This window comes from Massilia aurea (assembly GCF_024753205.1).
Taxonomy (GTDB): domain Bacteria; phylum Pseudomonadota; class Gammaproteobacteria; order Burkholderiales; family Burkholderiaceae_D; genus Telluria; species Telluria aurea.
The window spans coordinates 484,675-500,402 of record NZ_JANUGZ010000004.1; the positions used below are offsets into that span (position 1 = coordinate 484,675).

Annotated in this window: 9 protein-coding genes and 1 pseudogene; 3 read left to right on the forward strand and 7 right to left on the reverse strand. The window is 59.7% G+C overall.

Going from position 1 to position 15,728, the window contains the following annotated elements:
• Positions 1 to 163 precede the first annotated feature (163 nt).
• A pseudogene (locus NX775_RS17265) lies at positions 164 to 1,083 on the reverse strand (IS5 family transposase).
• Positions 1,084 to 1,336: 253 nt separating this feature from the next.
• Here NX775_RS17265 and NX775_RS17270 point away from each other — a divergent pair.
• The 3 genes from NX775_RS17270 (at position 1,337) to sodC (ending at position 4,815) form a co-directional block, all read left to right on the forward strand.
• The gene (locus NX775_RS17270; protein WP_258837104.1) at positions 1,337 to 3,307 is read left to right on the forward strand and encodes an NACHT domain-containing protein; all 1,971 of its coding nucleotides are present in this window, start codon (positions 1,337 to 1,339) and stop codon (positions 3,305 to 3,307) included.
• 285 nt (positions 3,308 to 3,592) lie between these two features.
• Positions 3,593 to 4,159: a cysteine hydrolase family protein gene (locus tag NX775_RS17275; protein ID WP_258837105.1), complete on the forward strand. Its 567-nt coding sequence runs from the start codon at positions 3,593 to 3,595 to the stop codon at positions 4,157 to 4,159.
• 134 nt (positions 4,160 to 4,293) lie between these two features.
• Entirely contained in the window at positions 4,294 to 4,815 is a 522-nt protein-coding gene (gene sodC / locus NX775_RS17280) for a superoxide dismutase [Cu-Zn] SodC (RefSeq protein ID WP_258837106.1), read from the forward strand.
• 83 nt (positions 4,816 to 4,898) lie between these two features.
• On the opposite strand, the gene NX775_RS17285 is transcribed toward sodC, so the two are convergent.
• From NX775_RS17285 to NX775_RS17310, 6 genes are all read right to left on the reverse strand, one after another.
• Complete coding sequence (locus NX775_RS17285) at positions 4,899 to 8,444, reverse strand: pectinesterase family protein (protein WP_258837107.1); 3,546 nt, start codon at positions 8,442 to 8,444, stop codon at positions 4,899 to 4,901.
• A gap of 91 nt (positions 8,445 to 8,535) precedes the next feature.
• Positions 8,536 to 9,129, reverse strand: a complete 594-nt coding sequence (locus tag NX775_RS17290) for a hypothetical protein (protein WP_258837108.1) — start codon at positions 9,127 to 9,129, stop codon at positions 8,536 to 8,538.
• Between the two features lie 208 nt (positions 9,130 to 9,337).
• On the reverse strand, positions 9,338 to 10,393 hold the full coding sequence (locus NX775_RS17295; protein ID WP_258837109.1) for an AI-2E family transporter: 1,056 nt from the start codon (positions 10,391 to 10,393) through the stop codon (positions 9,338 to 9,340).
• The gene (locus NX775_RS17300; RefSeq protein ID WP_258837110.1) at positions 10,386 to 11,237 is read right to left on the reverse strand and encodes an alpha/beta fold hydrolase; all 852 of its coding nucleotides are present in this window, start codon (positions 11,235 to 11,237) and stop codon (positions 10,386 to 10,388) included. The genes NX775_RS17295 and NX775_RS17300 overlap by 8 nt, the downstream gene beginning before the upstream one ends.
• A 103-nt stretch (positions 11,238 to 11,340) precedes the next feature.
• Entirely contained in the window at positions 11,341 to 12,972 is a 1,632-nt protein-coding gene (locus NX775_RS17305; RefSeq protein WP_258837111.1) for a M28 family peptidase, read from the reverse strand.
• A 109-nt stretch (positions 12,973 to 13,081) separates the two neighbouring features.
• A complete protein-coding gene (locus NX775_RS17310; protein WP_258837112.1) occupies positions 13,082 to 15,334 on the reverse strand; it encodes a M28 family peptidase in 2,253 nt (750 codons plus the stop codon).
• Positions 15,335 to 15,728: the final 394 nt, after the last annotated feature.

Consider the following 15,728-nt stretch of genomic DNA (forward strand, 5'->3'; position numbering starts at 1 on the left):
TAAAAAACCGCTGATCAATTGACTATCTTTAGTGCGGCTCCAATCCTGCAGCAAGACTGCTTTGGGGTTTTTAAGGTGAGCTTTTTATCGTCGCGAGAGGCGGTCTTTTAGCGAGTTGACCGCGTTCTTTGCGATTTTCGGCGCTCAGGACGAAAGTCGAGATTCAGTGATAGAAATCGCCGACCGGTCGGCCGACCAGCACCAGAGTGGCGAAGCCGAACAGCGTAATTAGCTGAGCAGTGTTTTTGGCCAAGCCGCGATAGCGAGTTTCAACGACGGAACAGGTTCTTGATGACGTGGACCGAATGCTCGAAGTTCACCCGAAGATTGGCCTTGAGATGTTCTAGTTTTTCAAACATGCGGCTAACCTTGTTCTTCTGCAGTGCCTTGCGTTTGCATTGCTTGGTCGCGACGTGCCAGATGACCGGTCTGCCTTGATTTTTTTTGCGTTTCTTAACGCCTTCGTAGCCCGCGTCGCCGTGCAACAGGGCACCCGCTTGCGTAACATCCGAAACATTCACCGCACTGTCGACGATGATGTGCACTAGACCGGACGTTGCAATCAACTCCCACATGCACCTTCATCCCAAATGCCTGCGGTTAGCTTCTTCGATTGGTGCATTCCCGGACTACGCTTTCCATCCTTCTTGTTAGTCACGGTGGTGCCGCGATCAGTGGCATTGACCACGGCCCCCTCATGCATCATCAAGCCCTTCTTGGCGAGATGGCCGTTGATGGTGTCGAAAATCTTTCGATGAGCCCATTGTTCTCGAGCAGATGCAAAAACTTCAGCAATGTCGTCGCGTAGGCGCGGTGTGCCGCTTGAGATTGATATCGATCAAACCACGAACGACCTGACTGTCGTAGATCGCGTCCTTATTCTCCTTGTCATATAGGCCAAAGTACTGTCAGGCCATGTCAATGCGCAGCATACGCGCTAAACCAATAAGCGGATAGATAGGATCCTTGACCTTCGGGTTAATGGTTCGATTTCCTAGTGCAGTTTGCATACGGTGTGACCTTGTCGATCTCTGCAAGAAAGTGGTCCCGACGCGTCAGCTTCCTCGTGTTAGCGGACTCCAGGTCTTAGTAGCTCTTCTGCATCTCGACAGGGTGGTTGGCCGCAGCGAAATTATCTAAGACAGACGGCATTGCTAGACCTGTTGGTAGCAAATAGATCAGTGCGTCATAAATCGTCTCAACTAAAGCAAAAAATATACATATGCTTTTGGCATAAATATCTGATTTTTTATGATTTCTGTTGTGTTGGCATGAAATTTAGTTAGTATATTAAATGGATGTTTCTTATTTCATTTCATAATTTAAAGGATTTGTAATGTCTCTAACTGCTGCAGCCCTAGTTACGTTTGCATCATCTGATTTAGCTAAAAAAATCCTTGAGCCAATTGCCAATAAGTTAACTAAAGAAATAAGCGGAATCGCGAAAGAAAAGTGGAGAAAATATACCCTGTCATTCGACAAATACTTAAATGAAATTGAAAGCAAACATAAATATTTCAGCTCTCAAGTATTTTCAAATGAAGGGCAGCTTTTGGAGAATTATTATATTCCGTTAACGCTGCAGAAATCTAGCTCATCAAATAGTAATGGAACTATTGTAGTCGACGACTATCCAATAGATTTACTATCTGCTTATAAAGACGTTTTGATTGTTGACACTGCAGGAATGGGTAAGTCTACTCTTTTAAAGTTTATATTTCTTAGATCACTAAGAATTCGAGATTCTATACCAATCTTTGTAGAGCTAAGGAAGTTATCTAAGGAAAAGCCGATTCGTACTTTTATCCTTGAGGAGCTAAAGCTAACTCCGGATGATGTGAACAAAAAACTTCTAGCGCAGTGTTTGGATGAGGGAATATTCACTTTCTTCTTAGATGGTTTCGATGAAATTCCAGATGATGACAAAAAATACGTTTCCACCCAGATTGTCAATCTAAAAAACGACAGTGGGGGAAGTCGGTTTATCTTGTCATCCCGTGAGGAGCAATCTCTAGCCTACTTGAATGAATTTCATCGGTTTAACATCAAGCCATTATCTAAGGATGAGGCATTCGATCTTATAAGAAAAATATCGCCGGACCCAAGTATTGCTACGAGTCTTATTGAAAAGATTGCGTCCCAATCTAAAGATAGTTTGAGCGAATTTTTGACGAACCCGCTGCTTGTCAGTCTCTTAGTAAAATCTTTTCTCCACTCGCCAATACTGCCTGTCAGATTGTCAGAATTCTATAGACAGGTTTTTGACGCTTTATTTCAGACACATGATGCAAAAAAAGAGTTAGGAGGATTTTCTCGTATAAAGCGTAGCAGCTTAGATTTGGATCGATTCCATAAAGCATTACGGGCTTTAGGAGTTTTAAGTTACCAGGCTAACAAGCTAGAGTATTCTGTGGATGAATTGCTGGCTCAAATTGAAGATGTTAAAATTTTAACGTCAGATGATAGTTATTCTGCGAGTAATTTTCGTCATGATCTTCTTCATGCCGTTCCATTGTTTGTGCAGGAGGGCAGCTCTAGTCGATGGGCGCATCGTTCGCTCCAAGAATATTTTGCCGCAGCCTATATATGTATAGATGCTAAAGAGGACCAATCAGCTCTTCTTAAGCAACTTTATGATGCCGGAGTGAGTAAAAATGCCAACCTACTGCGACTGTGTGCTGATATTGACAGTAAAACTTTTAAACATGTGATCGTAAAACATTACTTGGCTAGCCGTCTAAAGAGAATTGAGCGGGGATTTCCCATTTCAAAGTTTCCAGAAATCGATCAAAAATCTCTTGAAATTCGCCGTTCAATTCTATACGAGACGCCACCGAGTTTGATTGTTCTTCCTCGCTCTATGCCAGCCGATAAGGCTCGCAGTTATGTAAAGAAAAATTTGCCAGGGGTAAATATTTCTAATGCATATATTGGATTTAACTCCAGCTCGGAGATTGCTATAGGAGATAATAATGCGCGGTATTTCATTAATATTGTAGGGAATAAATATGAGTCGCTTGATGATATAATTCAAATATATTATCAAGAAAATATTCGCCGAATTCAGCCAATCAAGACAATGCGACTAAATATGCGAAATTTTCCGTTTAATAGTTTGCTTAAATTTGATGACGATCCGCACAATTTTATAAATTCAAAAGATAACTTTACAGTGACCACGCAAATTCTTTTGCGAATGTCTTATTATCTCCAAGCCATATACGATGTTGATAAGATTAGGGCTCTTCACCATAATGTCATACAGCACGAAAAAGATTCATCAAATTTGACGATAAAATTCGGATGATTTATTCAGTGTTAAAAAGCCGGGGTCAGGTCTGAGATTTTTGGACACGAGCTCGTTGCTGGCTGTGCGGGTACATCATTGGGAACTGGCCGGTAAAATCAACGGCCTATCCCGCACTTCGAGTCTGCCTTTAAGTGGAACTGAAAGGATAGTCACTCCAACTCACGGCCCCATACGATGGCCCGAAAGATAGCGCTATCCCCTGAGACGATGCCCATTAATTCCATTCCTATCGCTGCACGGTTAGCGATGTTAATTTAGCGATCTGCGCACAGAGGAATCAGCATGCCCCAGCCACCAGCCCTGATCATCATCGACATGCAAAAGGGCATGCAATCCGCGACCCTGCCACCCCGGAACAATCCGACAGCCGAAGACACGATCGGCCGGCTGCATGCGGCCTGGCGGGCGGCAGGGCACCCGGTCGTCAGCGTCCGCCACATCAGCCGCTCACCGAACTCCGTCTTCGCACCGGGCCAATCCGGCGTTGAATTCCAGCCGCGCTTCCATCCAATGGTCCATGAACACGTGGTCGAAAAGAACGTTCCCGATGCCTTCATCCACACTGGCCTTGAGCGCTGGCTGCATGAGCGCGGCATCACGCACCTGGTGATCGTCGGCGTCAGCACCAACAATTCGATCGAGGCCAGCGCACGTACCGCAGGCAATCTGGGCTTTTCCACCATCGTGGTGTCGGATGCGACCTTCACGTTCGACAAGACGGATTTTGGGGGCGCACACCGCAGCGCCGAGGACGTTCATTTGATGGCATTGGCGAACCTGCACGGTGAATACGCCGAGGTCATGTCGTGTGATGACGTGCTGCGTCTCTACGAAGCGGGCACCGAGTGACATGGAATCCGGCGCCAGCGGGCATGCCGTTTCCATTCCCCGGAAGCCCTGGTCAGCCGAACACCCCCTCAGCATGGAATGCTCTACACTCACTTGTCTTTTAAATATCCCGAAATTTTGCCAAGGAGTGAACCATGAACAAACAATGGATGAGTGCTGTCCTGTTCGGCGCCGTGTGCGCCTCCGCCAGTGCTGCTGACATGTCGGTCACGCTGAAAATGGCCACCGATAAAGGCGAAGGCGCCAGCATCGGTACCGTGAAGATCAGCGAAACTCAATACGGCGTCGTGTTCACTCCTGAGCTCAAGGACCTGACCCCAGGCCTGCACGGCTTCCACGTGCATGCCAACGGCAGCTGCGCACCGAACCAGGCGGACGGCAAGACCGTCCCTGCAGGCGCCGCCGGCGGTCACCTCGACCCGGCCAACACCAAGAAACACGGCACCCCATGGGGCGATGGCCACCTGGGCGATCTGCCAGGCCTCTCCGTTGACGCAAAAGGCATGGCCACCAACCCGGTGCTGGCCCCGCGCATGAAAATGGCAGACCTCAAGGGCAAGGCCCTGATGGTGCACGTCGGTGGGGACAACCACGCTGATCATCCAGCACCACTGGGTGGTGGCGGCGCCCGCATGGCATGCGGCGTGATCCAGTAATCCGGTAGACAGACAAGCAGCAAACACGCAGGGCCCATCGCTTGGATAGCAAGCGATGGGCCCTGCGTCATTTCAACCCTTCATTACGGCTGCGGATTCCAGCCTTCTCCGGCGCCAAACGCCACGAACACCTGGGCGCGGGTCGCAAAACTGGCTTCCACCTCCTCGGCGCGCAGCAGGTAGCCGCCAACCCGGCGCGACAGGTCCAGCGGCACGCCGGCAAGATCAGTGCTGCCATATTCGCGCCAGCCGCTCACCGCATTGGGCACCACCGGATTGGGTGCGGGCTGGCTGTTCACGCCCAGCCCGGCCCAGCCTGCGGGCGCCACATGCCGGTCCATCCGGGTGTTGATGAACGCGATGTTGTCGTAGCTCGCCGTGCCACCCGGGCTGCGCGCCAGCCAGGTGGCGCCATCCGGCACCTCGCTCTTGAGCGGGCCGCGGCCCGGGCCACGCGTCAGCGCGCTGTTGAGAAACACGAAGCCCTTGTCGACCGGATTGATCACGCGTGCCTGCAGCACGTAACCGCCGCTGGTCGGGCTGGAGGTGTCGCCGATCGTGCGGATTTCGCTTTCTTCGAACAGCGCGGCGCGGCTGCCGCCCCAGATGAAGTCCACGTTTCCCGATACCAGGCTGCGGTAGAACCAGTTGAAGCCCTTCAGGTTGAGCGTGTCCTGCTCGCTGTAGAACGCGCTGTTTTTCGCGATCAGGCGGCCACCGTCATTGTTGAAGTACAGCGTTTCGGCCTGGCCGGTGGTGGGGCCGCGCAGCGTCGTATTGTCGATGCTGAGAGTATCGAGTACGAGCATGTCCGACGTCTCGACCAGCATCACGGCACGCCCGCCGGTCGCCGCTGCGGCAGCGTTTGCCACCTGGCTCGCGCCGGTAAATGGGTTGAGCGTGTTGTGGTTGGTATAGCGGATCACCACGCCGTCACGGCTCTGGCCCACGATGCTGACATTGTCCTTGCCACGCAAAAAGAGCAGCTCCTCGTACGCGCCATTCATCACCCGAATCGTCACCGGCACGGCCCTGGCGAAGTTCTGCATCGCGTAACTGAGCGCCCCCTGCACAGTGCGAAAATCCGCTACACCATCATCGTCGACCGTCACGCTCGTGCCACTCGGCGCAGCCGCGCGGGTGGTAAATGCCCATCCACCCGGTTTGCCGATGCCCCGGAACGGCACACCGCCAAGGCTGGTGTTCGTGAAGACGCCGTCGGCGATCGCCACGTAATACCCCGTGTTGTAGTCCAGCTTGTTGCTGTGCAGCTTGATGGTCACTGTGTTGCCGGCAATCTGGATCGGCGTCGTATTCACCTTGCGGATCTGGTCCTGGCCCGGATAACCGAGCATGTCGGTTTCACCGGTCAGCCTGATCACGTCCACCAGCGCATCGTCCGCCTGACGGAAGATCCGGATCGTGCCACCGGTGCCGAGGACCGGCGGCTTGTCGAACACCAGTTTGAGCGTGCTGTCGATGTAGGCGGCACCTTCCATCGCGGCCGGCACGGCGACGCCATCGAGCTGATACACCTGGGTCGGCTGGACGAATTGAGGAGAAACCGTCACTGCGATCGCGCGCGTCGTGGTCGCATCCGAACCGGCGCGGAACAGAATGTCGGCCGTGCCCGCACCCACCGGCGTGATCGTGGCCATCGCGCCGTCGAGCGTGACAGTGGCCACGGCAGGATTGCTCGACTCGGCCGTGAAGCTGTCGGGCGTGCCGTCGGCCGCCACCGCAGTGACCTGCACCTGCAGCGGGGTATCGCCGGCTTCAGCAGCCCAGGTGGGCGTGCCGGGGGCGAGCGTCAGCTGCACCGGTTTCATGCGCGGATCGCCAATGCGCACGTCATCGATCTGGAAACTCTTGTTGGCCGTGTACAGGCCGACCCGGCCGCGCGTGGCAAAGCTGCTGTCGGTCACCGAGCCAAGATTCTCACCGTCGAGATACACCGTCAGCGTGGTGCCGACCATCTCGAACCGCACCGTATAGAACCGGGCGTCCATCGCGATCGGTTTGCGCACCGCGCGCTGCCGGTTGAGCGCCGCATTCAGCATCTTGACGATCTCGACCTGGGTGCTGGTGGTGGCATTCTGCACGTTCAGGCCGGCGCCGTACCAGTTGTTGACATCGACGTAGCGGGTGACCAGGAACAGGAATTTGTTCCCGGTGGTGCCATTGGTCATCGGCCGGATGCGGGCTTCGACGAAGTAGTCGCCCGACGGCACGGCGCCCATTTCGCTGTCCTTGATCAGGGCCAGCACGCCGCCGGTGGTGGCTGCGGTGTATTGCAGCACCTTGTTGGCGCTGCCAGCAGCTTCGGTCACCACGCTGAAGGTGCCGTTCGGGCCCGGTAATGGCTTCAAGTCCCATTTGGCGCTGCCGCCATTCTGGAAGTCGTCGCAGAAGTAGAAACCGGTTGCAGGGCAGGCCAGGGTCGGGCCGGTATCGACGACGACCTTACCGGTGCCGCTGATGGTCGTCACCAGCTTGCCGCCGCCGGCCTGCGCCAGCGCGTTGGCCTTGACCAGCGGGATCGGCCGCGCGCTGAAGGCATATGGCGGAGTCCAGGTGACGGTCGTCGGCACGCCGCAGGCGCCCAGCGGTTTGGCGTTGAGCAGCGAACCGGTGTCCTTGAAGGCGCCGGGGATGGTGCCGCCGAAATTCTCGACGACATCCCTGCAGGACGTGGCGCCCGCGACTTCGAACACATTGTTGTTCGACAGGATCTTGGCGGCGTGGCCGACGCCGACGTAGTAGCTGGTGCGGTAGACCGGGTGCGACGTCGACCCGGCATAGTAGTTGTTGAACAAGTGCACCTGCCCATAGCGCACGCGCGGTGCGCGGCTGGAGACGTCGCGGAACACGTTGTTGCTGAACGTGACGCGCAGCTTGCCCTCGTCAGCCGTTGCGCCATCACCGCTGCCGACCAGATTGTTCTTGTTGTGCTCGCCGAAGACGTTGTACGACACGGTGACGTAGTCGGACGCATTCGTGATATCGACCGCGCCGTCATGGCACTGCTTAACTTTGCCGTTCTCGACAGGCAGGAAGTTATCCGTGCGCGGGACGTCGGTAAAACTGTTGTGGTCGATCCAGACATGGCTCGAGCCCGTCACGGCGATGGCGTCGAAGGCGCTGTTCCAGTTGCCGCTGGAGCCATCGTTCGGATCCCAGACGGGCGCAACGTCGCAGGGATTAACGAGCTTGAGGTTGCGGATGATGATTTGCGAGACGTTCGACAGGATGATGTGGCCGTTGACGATGCCTGCATTCGCGCCGCCGATCAGCGTCGTGTTGCTTTTCAGGCGCACCGCGCCGCGCGCCGCCTGGTCCGCGTTGCTGGCATAGGGCTGGCCTTCGCTCATGTCGAGCACGCCGACGAGCTTGATGATCTTGTTGTCGACGCCGCCGTTCTGGATCGCCGCCAGCAGTTGGGCGCGGTTGGTGACCGTGTAGATCTGGGATTCGACGGCATTCGCGCCGCCGACGGTGCCGCCAGCTTGGCTGGCCCAGCCGTCGGCAGGGGCGCTCTGGCGCGCCGGATCGACTGCAGCCGCAGCGTGTCCGCCGCTGGCAAAGAGTAGGGCAGCGCACAGCGCTGCATGCAAACCTGGATAGTGCATGTGGTTCTCCTGGTGGAGGAAATGAGGCCGCGAGCCCGCCGCCGCGCTTGACGCGCTGCCGGACTGTCCTTGAATGGCGAGAGACGCGAGGTCAGGCGCGTGGTTTGCGTCCGTTGCGCCCGCTGCGTCCGTTTCGCACGAGCGCGAGTGCGGCCAGGCCACCCAGCAGGATCGCCGGCGCGCCGGGTTCAGGCACAGCCACCGCTGTACCGGTTTCCAGGCGTGCGCTCAGTGCGCCGAATTCGCTCCAGTCGACCCCGCTCAGGTCGAGCGCGATCGTGTGACTGTCGATGATCGACAGGCCAGGAATGCCGGTAACGCCGCTGGCGCCGGCCAGCGTGAACGCCGTGATCGGCAGTGCGCCGCCAAGATCGAAACGCATGCTGTAGGCGCCGGGCGCGACGGCATAGTTGGCGATCACGGTCAGCATGCCGTCAGCGGAAAAGTCGATCCCGAACAGGAAATCCGACGTGAAGAACTCCACGCCGGTGTCGGTAGGGTCGAGCTTGCTGGTATTGGCGCCTGGTCCGGCCACGAAGCCGTGATCCAGCCCGAGCATGACGTCGGCTGCGCCGTTGTAGGTGGCGGTGATGCTGGCGTCTTGCAGCATCAGGGGCGCAGCGTGCACGGCCCCCTGGCCCAGTGCGACGAGCGCAAGGGCCTGCAGTAGATAGTTGGTTTTCAAGATGTCTCCGGCTTGTATTTTTTTAACTGCGAAGTAGGCTCGATGTCAGAGCCGGTGCCGATCTGGTTGATGCGTCAGGCTACCGGACGATGCATCGCGCCTAACCGGTTCATCGATTCTAGATTGGCCCAACCAAATCCGCAAGTTGGTAAACCAAGTCGGGAGATTATTACAACAATTTTAATAATTAACGCCAACTGGCCCAGCGTCAGTTCAACCAGCGAATCCGCTTCAGCTCGGCTTTGACGAACGCGTAGATGACAGGTGCGGCGACCATGCCGGCCGGTCCGAACATGATTTCGAACGCAAACAGCGCAATCAGCAGCTCCCAGACTTTCGCGCCGATGCGATGGCCCTGAATTCGCGCGCTCAGGAAATATTCCAGCTTGTGGATGACGAGGAGAAACACCGCTGAAATGACAGCGGCCGGGAACGCAACGCTCAGCGCGATCGTGCAGATCAGGGTGTTCGACACGATATTGCCCACGACGGGCAGCAGACCAAAGAGGAACGTCGCCAGGATGAGGGTTTTGACATAGGGCAGATTCCAGCCCAGGGCCGGCATCACGGCTAACAGGTACACCCCCGTCAGCGTTGCGTTGATGGCGGCAATCTTGGTCTGGGCCCAGGCCACGTTCTTGAAAGCAGTGGCCAGCATGCTCCAATGGCGGTGCCAGGTCCGGTAGAACACGGAATGCCTCGTTTCGTCGGTCGGTGTGACGGTAATGCTCACTGCGGCAAGTACTCCTGTGATCCAGCCGATCACGGTCAACAGCAGGCTGCGCAGGATGCCCGAGCCAATGCCCGCGACCGCATTGACATGCTCTTTCAAGGTGTCCGACGCCAGTTCGCGCATCTCGAAGAGCGATTGCGGCACGTATTCAGCCAGCGCCGGTGGCAGGAACTGCTTGATCTGCGTGATCGTCTCGGCCACCTTCAGCGAGAACGCACGCAACGATTCGCCTTCGAGCAGCCTGACTACCAGAACGGTGATGATGGCGAGCACCGCGATCGACCCCAGGCCGACCACGAAGCTCGCAATGAATTCATGCGAGCGCAGCTTTTTGTACAGGTCACGCGTACGCAGGATGCTCAGCAGGCCGCGCGTGAGCACGAATGCCAGGAGGCCTGCCAGCAGCGCTGGTACCGCGTGCAGGGTCAGGGCCAGAAGCAGGCACGCGACGAAGATCGCGGTTGCCGCGTCGCGCGGGAGGTTGAATTTGTAAGTGGTCATGAAGTCGCGGTCAGCGTCGTGTTCAACCATCGCTGGCCTGCTCCCGCAACCACGCCAGCGCCGACGCTGCGCTGTTCAACACCGAGATATGCCCGTCATCCGCCCGTTGCCACAGCCGCGCCGAGCGGCAGCTGCGTGCCAGCCACTCGCTATGCGCACATGGCACCACGCGGTCCTGCGCCCCATGCACCAGCAGCACCGGCTGCACGATGCGCGCGCAATCGAAGCCCCATGGCGTGACATACGCCAGGTCGTCGTCGATCAGACCACCCGGACCTTCGCTGAGCGCCGGCCGGACCACGCTGTCGAACCACGACCAGGTACCGGACAGCTCGGCCCAGTCCTCGGGCGTGAACATCTCGCGATCGAATTCCTGATTGAGCCCTTCGTGCTGCACCTTGGCCGCATGACCTTGCGCGGCAGCCCGCAGCGCTGCCGCGCCCGATGCCGTCATCCCATTAAACCAGTCCAGGCCCGCCGCATCGAACGGCGCCAGGCCCGCGATGCTGACGGCGGCGATGACGCGCTTGGGCAGCAGCGCGGCGCAGGCCAGCGCGTGCGGCCCGCCGCCCGAATGCCCCATCACGGCGAAGTGCTCGATCCCGAGCTGGTCGGCGATGCGCGCGACGTCCTCAGCGCACGAGGCGACATCGCGGCCGCTCTTCGCGCTCGAGCCGCCGTAGCCGGGCCGGTCGTAGCCGATCCAGCGGATGCCCATTTCGAGCGCGGCGGCAAACAGCGGGGCAGGCGGCTTGCCGATGTTCGGCGTGCCGTGGTGCCAGAACACCGTCAGCTCGGGTTCCTCGAACTCCGGCTTCCAGTCGTAATAGTGCAGCACCCTGCCATCGCCCAGCGTCAGTTCGTTCTCCTGCATTGCATGCCTTTCATCGCTCGATGGCGTGATGCTACAACGAGAAACGGGCTGGCGCGCACTCGTCATGCACGCCAGCCCGTTCAGGTCCTGCTACTGAAGCGAATTATTTCGCCGTTTCGCGTGCCTTGCCGAACGGGTCGCCCGCTTTCCAGGTCGGCATCTTCGGCGCATCGGCCACCGCGCGGCCCAGGTTCAGCGTGAACTGCGCCTGCTGCACCATGCCCGACAGATCCCAGCTCGGATCGTATTCGTCGCCCACCTGATGGTATTTCTCGCGGTAGGTCTTGGCCTTGGCGTTGTTGGCGTCGACGTCCTTCACCCAGCTGCTGCCGTAACCGACCGAGAAGGCGGGCACGCCGGCCTTGGCGAAGCTGAAGTGGTCGCTGCGGAAGTAGCCGCCGCCCAGGTCCGGCTTGCTTGGCGCAATGACCATGCCCATCGACTTGGCCACCGTGGCCGCCATCGCGCCCAGTTCGGTGCGCTCGCTGCCCGGTACGCTGACGTCCTTGACCAGGCCGACCCAGTTCAGGCTATCGAGGTTCAGGTTGGCGGCGGTCTTGGCGATCGGCCACAGGGGTGCGGCCACATAGGCGGCGCTGCCCAGCAGGCCTTGCTCTTCGGCGCCGACCCACAGGAACATCTGGCTGCGCTTGGCCGGGTTCTTCACCGCTTCGGCGGCCATCGCCAGCAGGGCGCCGGTGCCCGATGCGTTGTCGACGGCGCCGTTGAAGATCGTGTCGCCCTCGGTGCCTTGCTTGCCCATGTGATCCCAGTGCGCCGAATAGATCACCACTTCGTCTTTCAGCTTCGGATCGGTGCCCGGCACGACGCCGGCCACGTTGAATTCTTCCAGCGAGCGCACCTGTGCGCGCGCCTCGCCCTTGACGCGGGCATTCAGCGCGACTGGCTTGAAGTTCTTGTCTTCGGCGGCGGCGCGCAGCTTGTCCAGATCCTGGCCGCCGGCCGCGAACACCTTGCGCGCCGTGTCGTTGGTCATCCAGCCCTGCAGGCCGCTGCCCACTTTGCCTTCGGTGAGCTGGAAGCGCTCGGCGTTGGCCCAGCTGTTCTGCACCACGCTCCAGCCATACGATGCCGATGCATCGGTGTGGATCAGCAGGACACCGGCTGCGCCCTGGCGCGCCGCTTCTTCGAGCTTGTAGGTCCAGCGACCGTAGTAGGTCAGGCCCGCGCCGTTGAAGCGGTTCGCTTCGGCGGCAGTCGGCGCCGGATCGTTCACCATCATCACGATCACTTTGCCCTTGACGTCCATGCCCTTGAAGTCATCCCACTTTTCTTCCGGCGCCACGATGCCGTAGCCGACGAAGACCATCTCGGCGTCGAGCGTGTGATCGGCCTTGCCGTCGCCCGGACCCCAGACCCAGTCCGCGCCGAACTGCAGCGGTACGGCCTTACCGTTGGCGACGATGCCGACATTGCTCTTCTCGGGCAGCGAGCGTACGCCGGCGATCTTGACCGGCTGGCGGAAGCTCTTGCCGTTGCCAGGTTTCAGGCCCACAGCGGCGGCTTGCGTTTCAAGATACGTGACGGTCAGCTCGCCGCCGCGCTGGCCGGTACCGCGGCCTTCAAGTGCGTCGGACGACAGGAACGCCATGTGCGCGCGCAGCGGCGCTTCCTGGACGGTGGCCTTGGCTCTGGTCTGGGCATGGGTCGGGAAGGCCAGCGCCAGGCTGCCGGCGAGGACGGAGAGGATGAGGGAAGAGACGATCTTGTGCATGGAGTCCTGCTGCGAAGTGAATGCCGCGAAGTTGACGCTGCATGGTTAATCAAGCCATTCATCGGGAAGGGCGCACTCGTGGCGCGCGCGGCCATTTTATGACAACTTGTCAGTAAAACCGCAGGATATCGGTCGACATCGTCGTGCCCACCTGCGGCGCCACGCCTTGCCGGTCCGCTGGCAAGATATGCCGTGGCAGGCCGGGAATGTGTTCCTGCACCGTGATGGCGAAGATCTCGTTGGGCTCACTTTCGATCTCGATGTGCAGCACCCGGTCCTGCATCCCGTACAGCGACAGCGACCACGCGCTTTCCTTGTCACTGAGCGTTACGCCGTCGACGCGCGAGCGCAGTGCCCGGGCGCCGTGCATGGCCAGCGCAATATGCGGGGCGCGATTGGCCGAGCGCACCGTGAATCTGGCCAGCCGCACCTTGCCGACGTGGTTACGCAGGATGAAGCACTCGGGGAATGCGATCGCATCGTCGCGCGGCGCGACGGCATACCACTGGGGCGCGCTGCGCAGGCCAAAGACCTCGACGAAGACGGTCGGCTTCGCGCGGCCCGCGAACAGGTCGCGGCGCCAGTCGTCAAGCGGCTGCTGCGGCAGCAGCCAGTAGGCCCGCCACGAGTTCATGTCCTTGTAATAGACCAGCCCCTCGAGGTTCGCGGGCTCTGCAGCCTGTTCATGTAGTGCCACCGCGCCATCCGGCAGTGCTAGGCAGGCCGCCAGCGCCAGTGCCAGCACGGCGCTGACGGCGGCGCTGCTGCGCAGCATCAGCAGGGGACCTGCAAAGCACAGCATGGGCAGCGCCATCAGCATCGGCGGAACATGCATGTGGCCCGGTGCAAGCAGGAGCCAGGCATCGCGCAGCGCCGGCGGGAGCAGGCTCGCGGCCGGCGCCAGGCCGGCCAGCAGCACCAGCAGGCGCACGCCGGATCCTTGCCGTTCGCCCCAGCGCGTATGCAGCAGCGTGAATGCGCCCAGCGCCGCCACTAGCGGCCAGGCCAGCAGCGGGGCGATCGTTGGCAGGAACACGGCGGCGAAAAGCAGCACCAGCGTCGGCCAGGCCAGCGCGCCGAGCACCGTCGCGGCCGTGCCAACACTGCGGCGCAGCAGGTACAGGCCGGCCACGAACACGCAGGCCGTGACGACAGCAACGGTCAAAGGCAGGCGGTGTGCACCGGCCAGGCCGGCGGCGGCCAGCTCGCGATCCCAGCTCCAGGTGCCCACACGCACCACGAGCAGCAGGAAGCACACGCCGAACGCGCCCTGCGCTGCGTCCAGCACGCCGTCCTCGCCGAACTGTCCACGCCAGGCGCCGGCCAGCATCAGGCAGGACAGTAGCGGTGGCGCCCACACCAGCCACGCCGCATGGTGGACCGGGCCAATGACCGGCAGCGAAAAGTAGACGTGCGCTGCCTCGCCGCCGGCTGCCAGCGGCGCCGTGCCATAGGCGCGGGCCAGGCGCAGCATGGCGTCGCCTAGCTGGCGCGGCGCGGTGTCGGTCGCGCGTGGCTCGCCGCCCCCGAACAGCAGCACCGGTGCATCGAGCCGGGTGAGCGGGCCGATGTGGGGCGCGTCGCCCAGCAGCCATGCGAGCGTCGCATTCGCGGATGCGCCGCGCAGCTCGGGCGCCGCCTGCATCCAGCCCGCCAGGCCCAGTGCACCCGCGCTGCTCGCCTCCAGCATGCGTAGCGGGACATCGACGGCGCCATCGAACCTGAGCGCCATGCCGATGCGGCTTGCCAGCGGGTGCTGTTCGACAAATCCTCGGGACCCCAGCATGCCAACCCGCTCGCCGTCGGCAAACAGCAGCACGATATCGTTGGCCGGCGGGGCTGCGCGCAAGGCGCGCGCGGTTTCGAGCAGGGCGCTGACGGTGGCCGCGCCGGGCAGGGCATCGCGCGGCCCCGCGCCGCTGTCGTAGTGGGTTGCCAGCAGCAGGGCATGGCGCTGCGCAGCATCGGGCGCGGCGCCCGGGATCGTCGCGACGACGTTATGCACGACCCCGATCGTGTGGTGAATGCCGCCGAAGAGCCGGGTGACCGATGTGCGCACGGTGGCGCGCTGCACGGCGGGCGCCAGTCCCATCGCGCGCAGTTGTGTCATCAGGTAGGCGCGCGCGTGCGCATTGTCGCTGCCGCCGACCGAACGGGGGCTGGCGGCCAGCACCCGCTGATGTTCGTTCGCGCGCGCGGCCCACGCCGGGGACGCGACCGATGCGACGGGCGCCGGCACATTGGGCGGGGCCAGCGCCTGCCAGGCCAGGGCGGCGAGGGCGGCCAGTGCGACAGCGCCGGCGACGGCATCTCTGACCCTTGGAATGTGAAAAGCTGGTGTTACGGCGCGGACGGCATCCATCGGTTGTTCTCCATGCACCTGTCATCAGGGCGAAAAAAAGCCCGCCGGGTAAAAGGGGCGGGCGAAAGAGGACGGTTTTGACTACGAGAGTGTCCAGACATAGGCCAGGTCCGGCGATGAGGGCAAACTTGCCGGCTTGCTACCGACGCCATCATGAATGTGAAAACAATGCATATCGACCTCCCTGCGTATTGTTGAAGGGTGCATATTTGCCGCTGACGGAATCAATATATGCTAGAGCCTAGCAATTTGCAAAGCTATTATGAAGTAATTAAAATTCTATTAGTGGGCGGTTTATAGTGCGATGATGTTTCCAGCACGTCCAGCCAACGCACCGTCTCAGCGCGCATCGCCTGCCGTATGCGCCTTTTTACCCATCGCTTCCCCGCCCGTT

Bases quoted from the DNA above. Each gene is read 5' to 3' on its own strand.
- NX775_RS17270 (WP_258837104.1), top strand. From the start codon at position 1,337: ATGTCTCTAACTGCTGCAGCCCTAGTTACGTTTGCATCATCTGATTTA.
- NX775_RS17300 (WP_258837110.1), bottom strand. From the start codon at position 11,237: ATGCAGGAGAACGAACTGACGCTGGGCGATGGCAGGGTGCTGCACTAT.
- NX775_RS17275 (WP_258837105.1), top strand. From the start codon at position 3,593: ATGCCCCAGCCACCAGCCCTGATCATCATCGACATGCAAAAGGGCATG.
- NX775_RS17295 (WP_258837109.1), bottom strand. From the start codon at position 10,393: ATGGTTGAACACGACGCTGACCGCGACTTCATGACCACTTACAAATTC.
- NX775_RS17310 (WP_258837112.1), bottom strand. From the start codon at position 15,334: ATGGATGCCGTCCGCGCCGTAACACCAGCTTTTCACATTCCAAGGGTC.
- NX775_RS17305 (WP_258837111.1), bottom strand. From the start codon at position 12,972: ATGCACAAGATCGTCTCTTCCCTCATCCTCTCCGTCCTCGCCGGCAGC.
- NX775_RS17285 (WP_258837107.1), bottom strand. From the start codon at position 8,444: ATGCACTATCCAGGTTTGCATGCAGCGCTGTGCGCTGCCCTACTCTTT.
- sodC (WP_258837106.1), top strand. From the start codon at position 4,294: ATGAACAAACAATGGATGAGTGCTGTCCTGTTCGGCGCCGTGTGCGCC.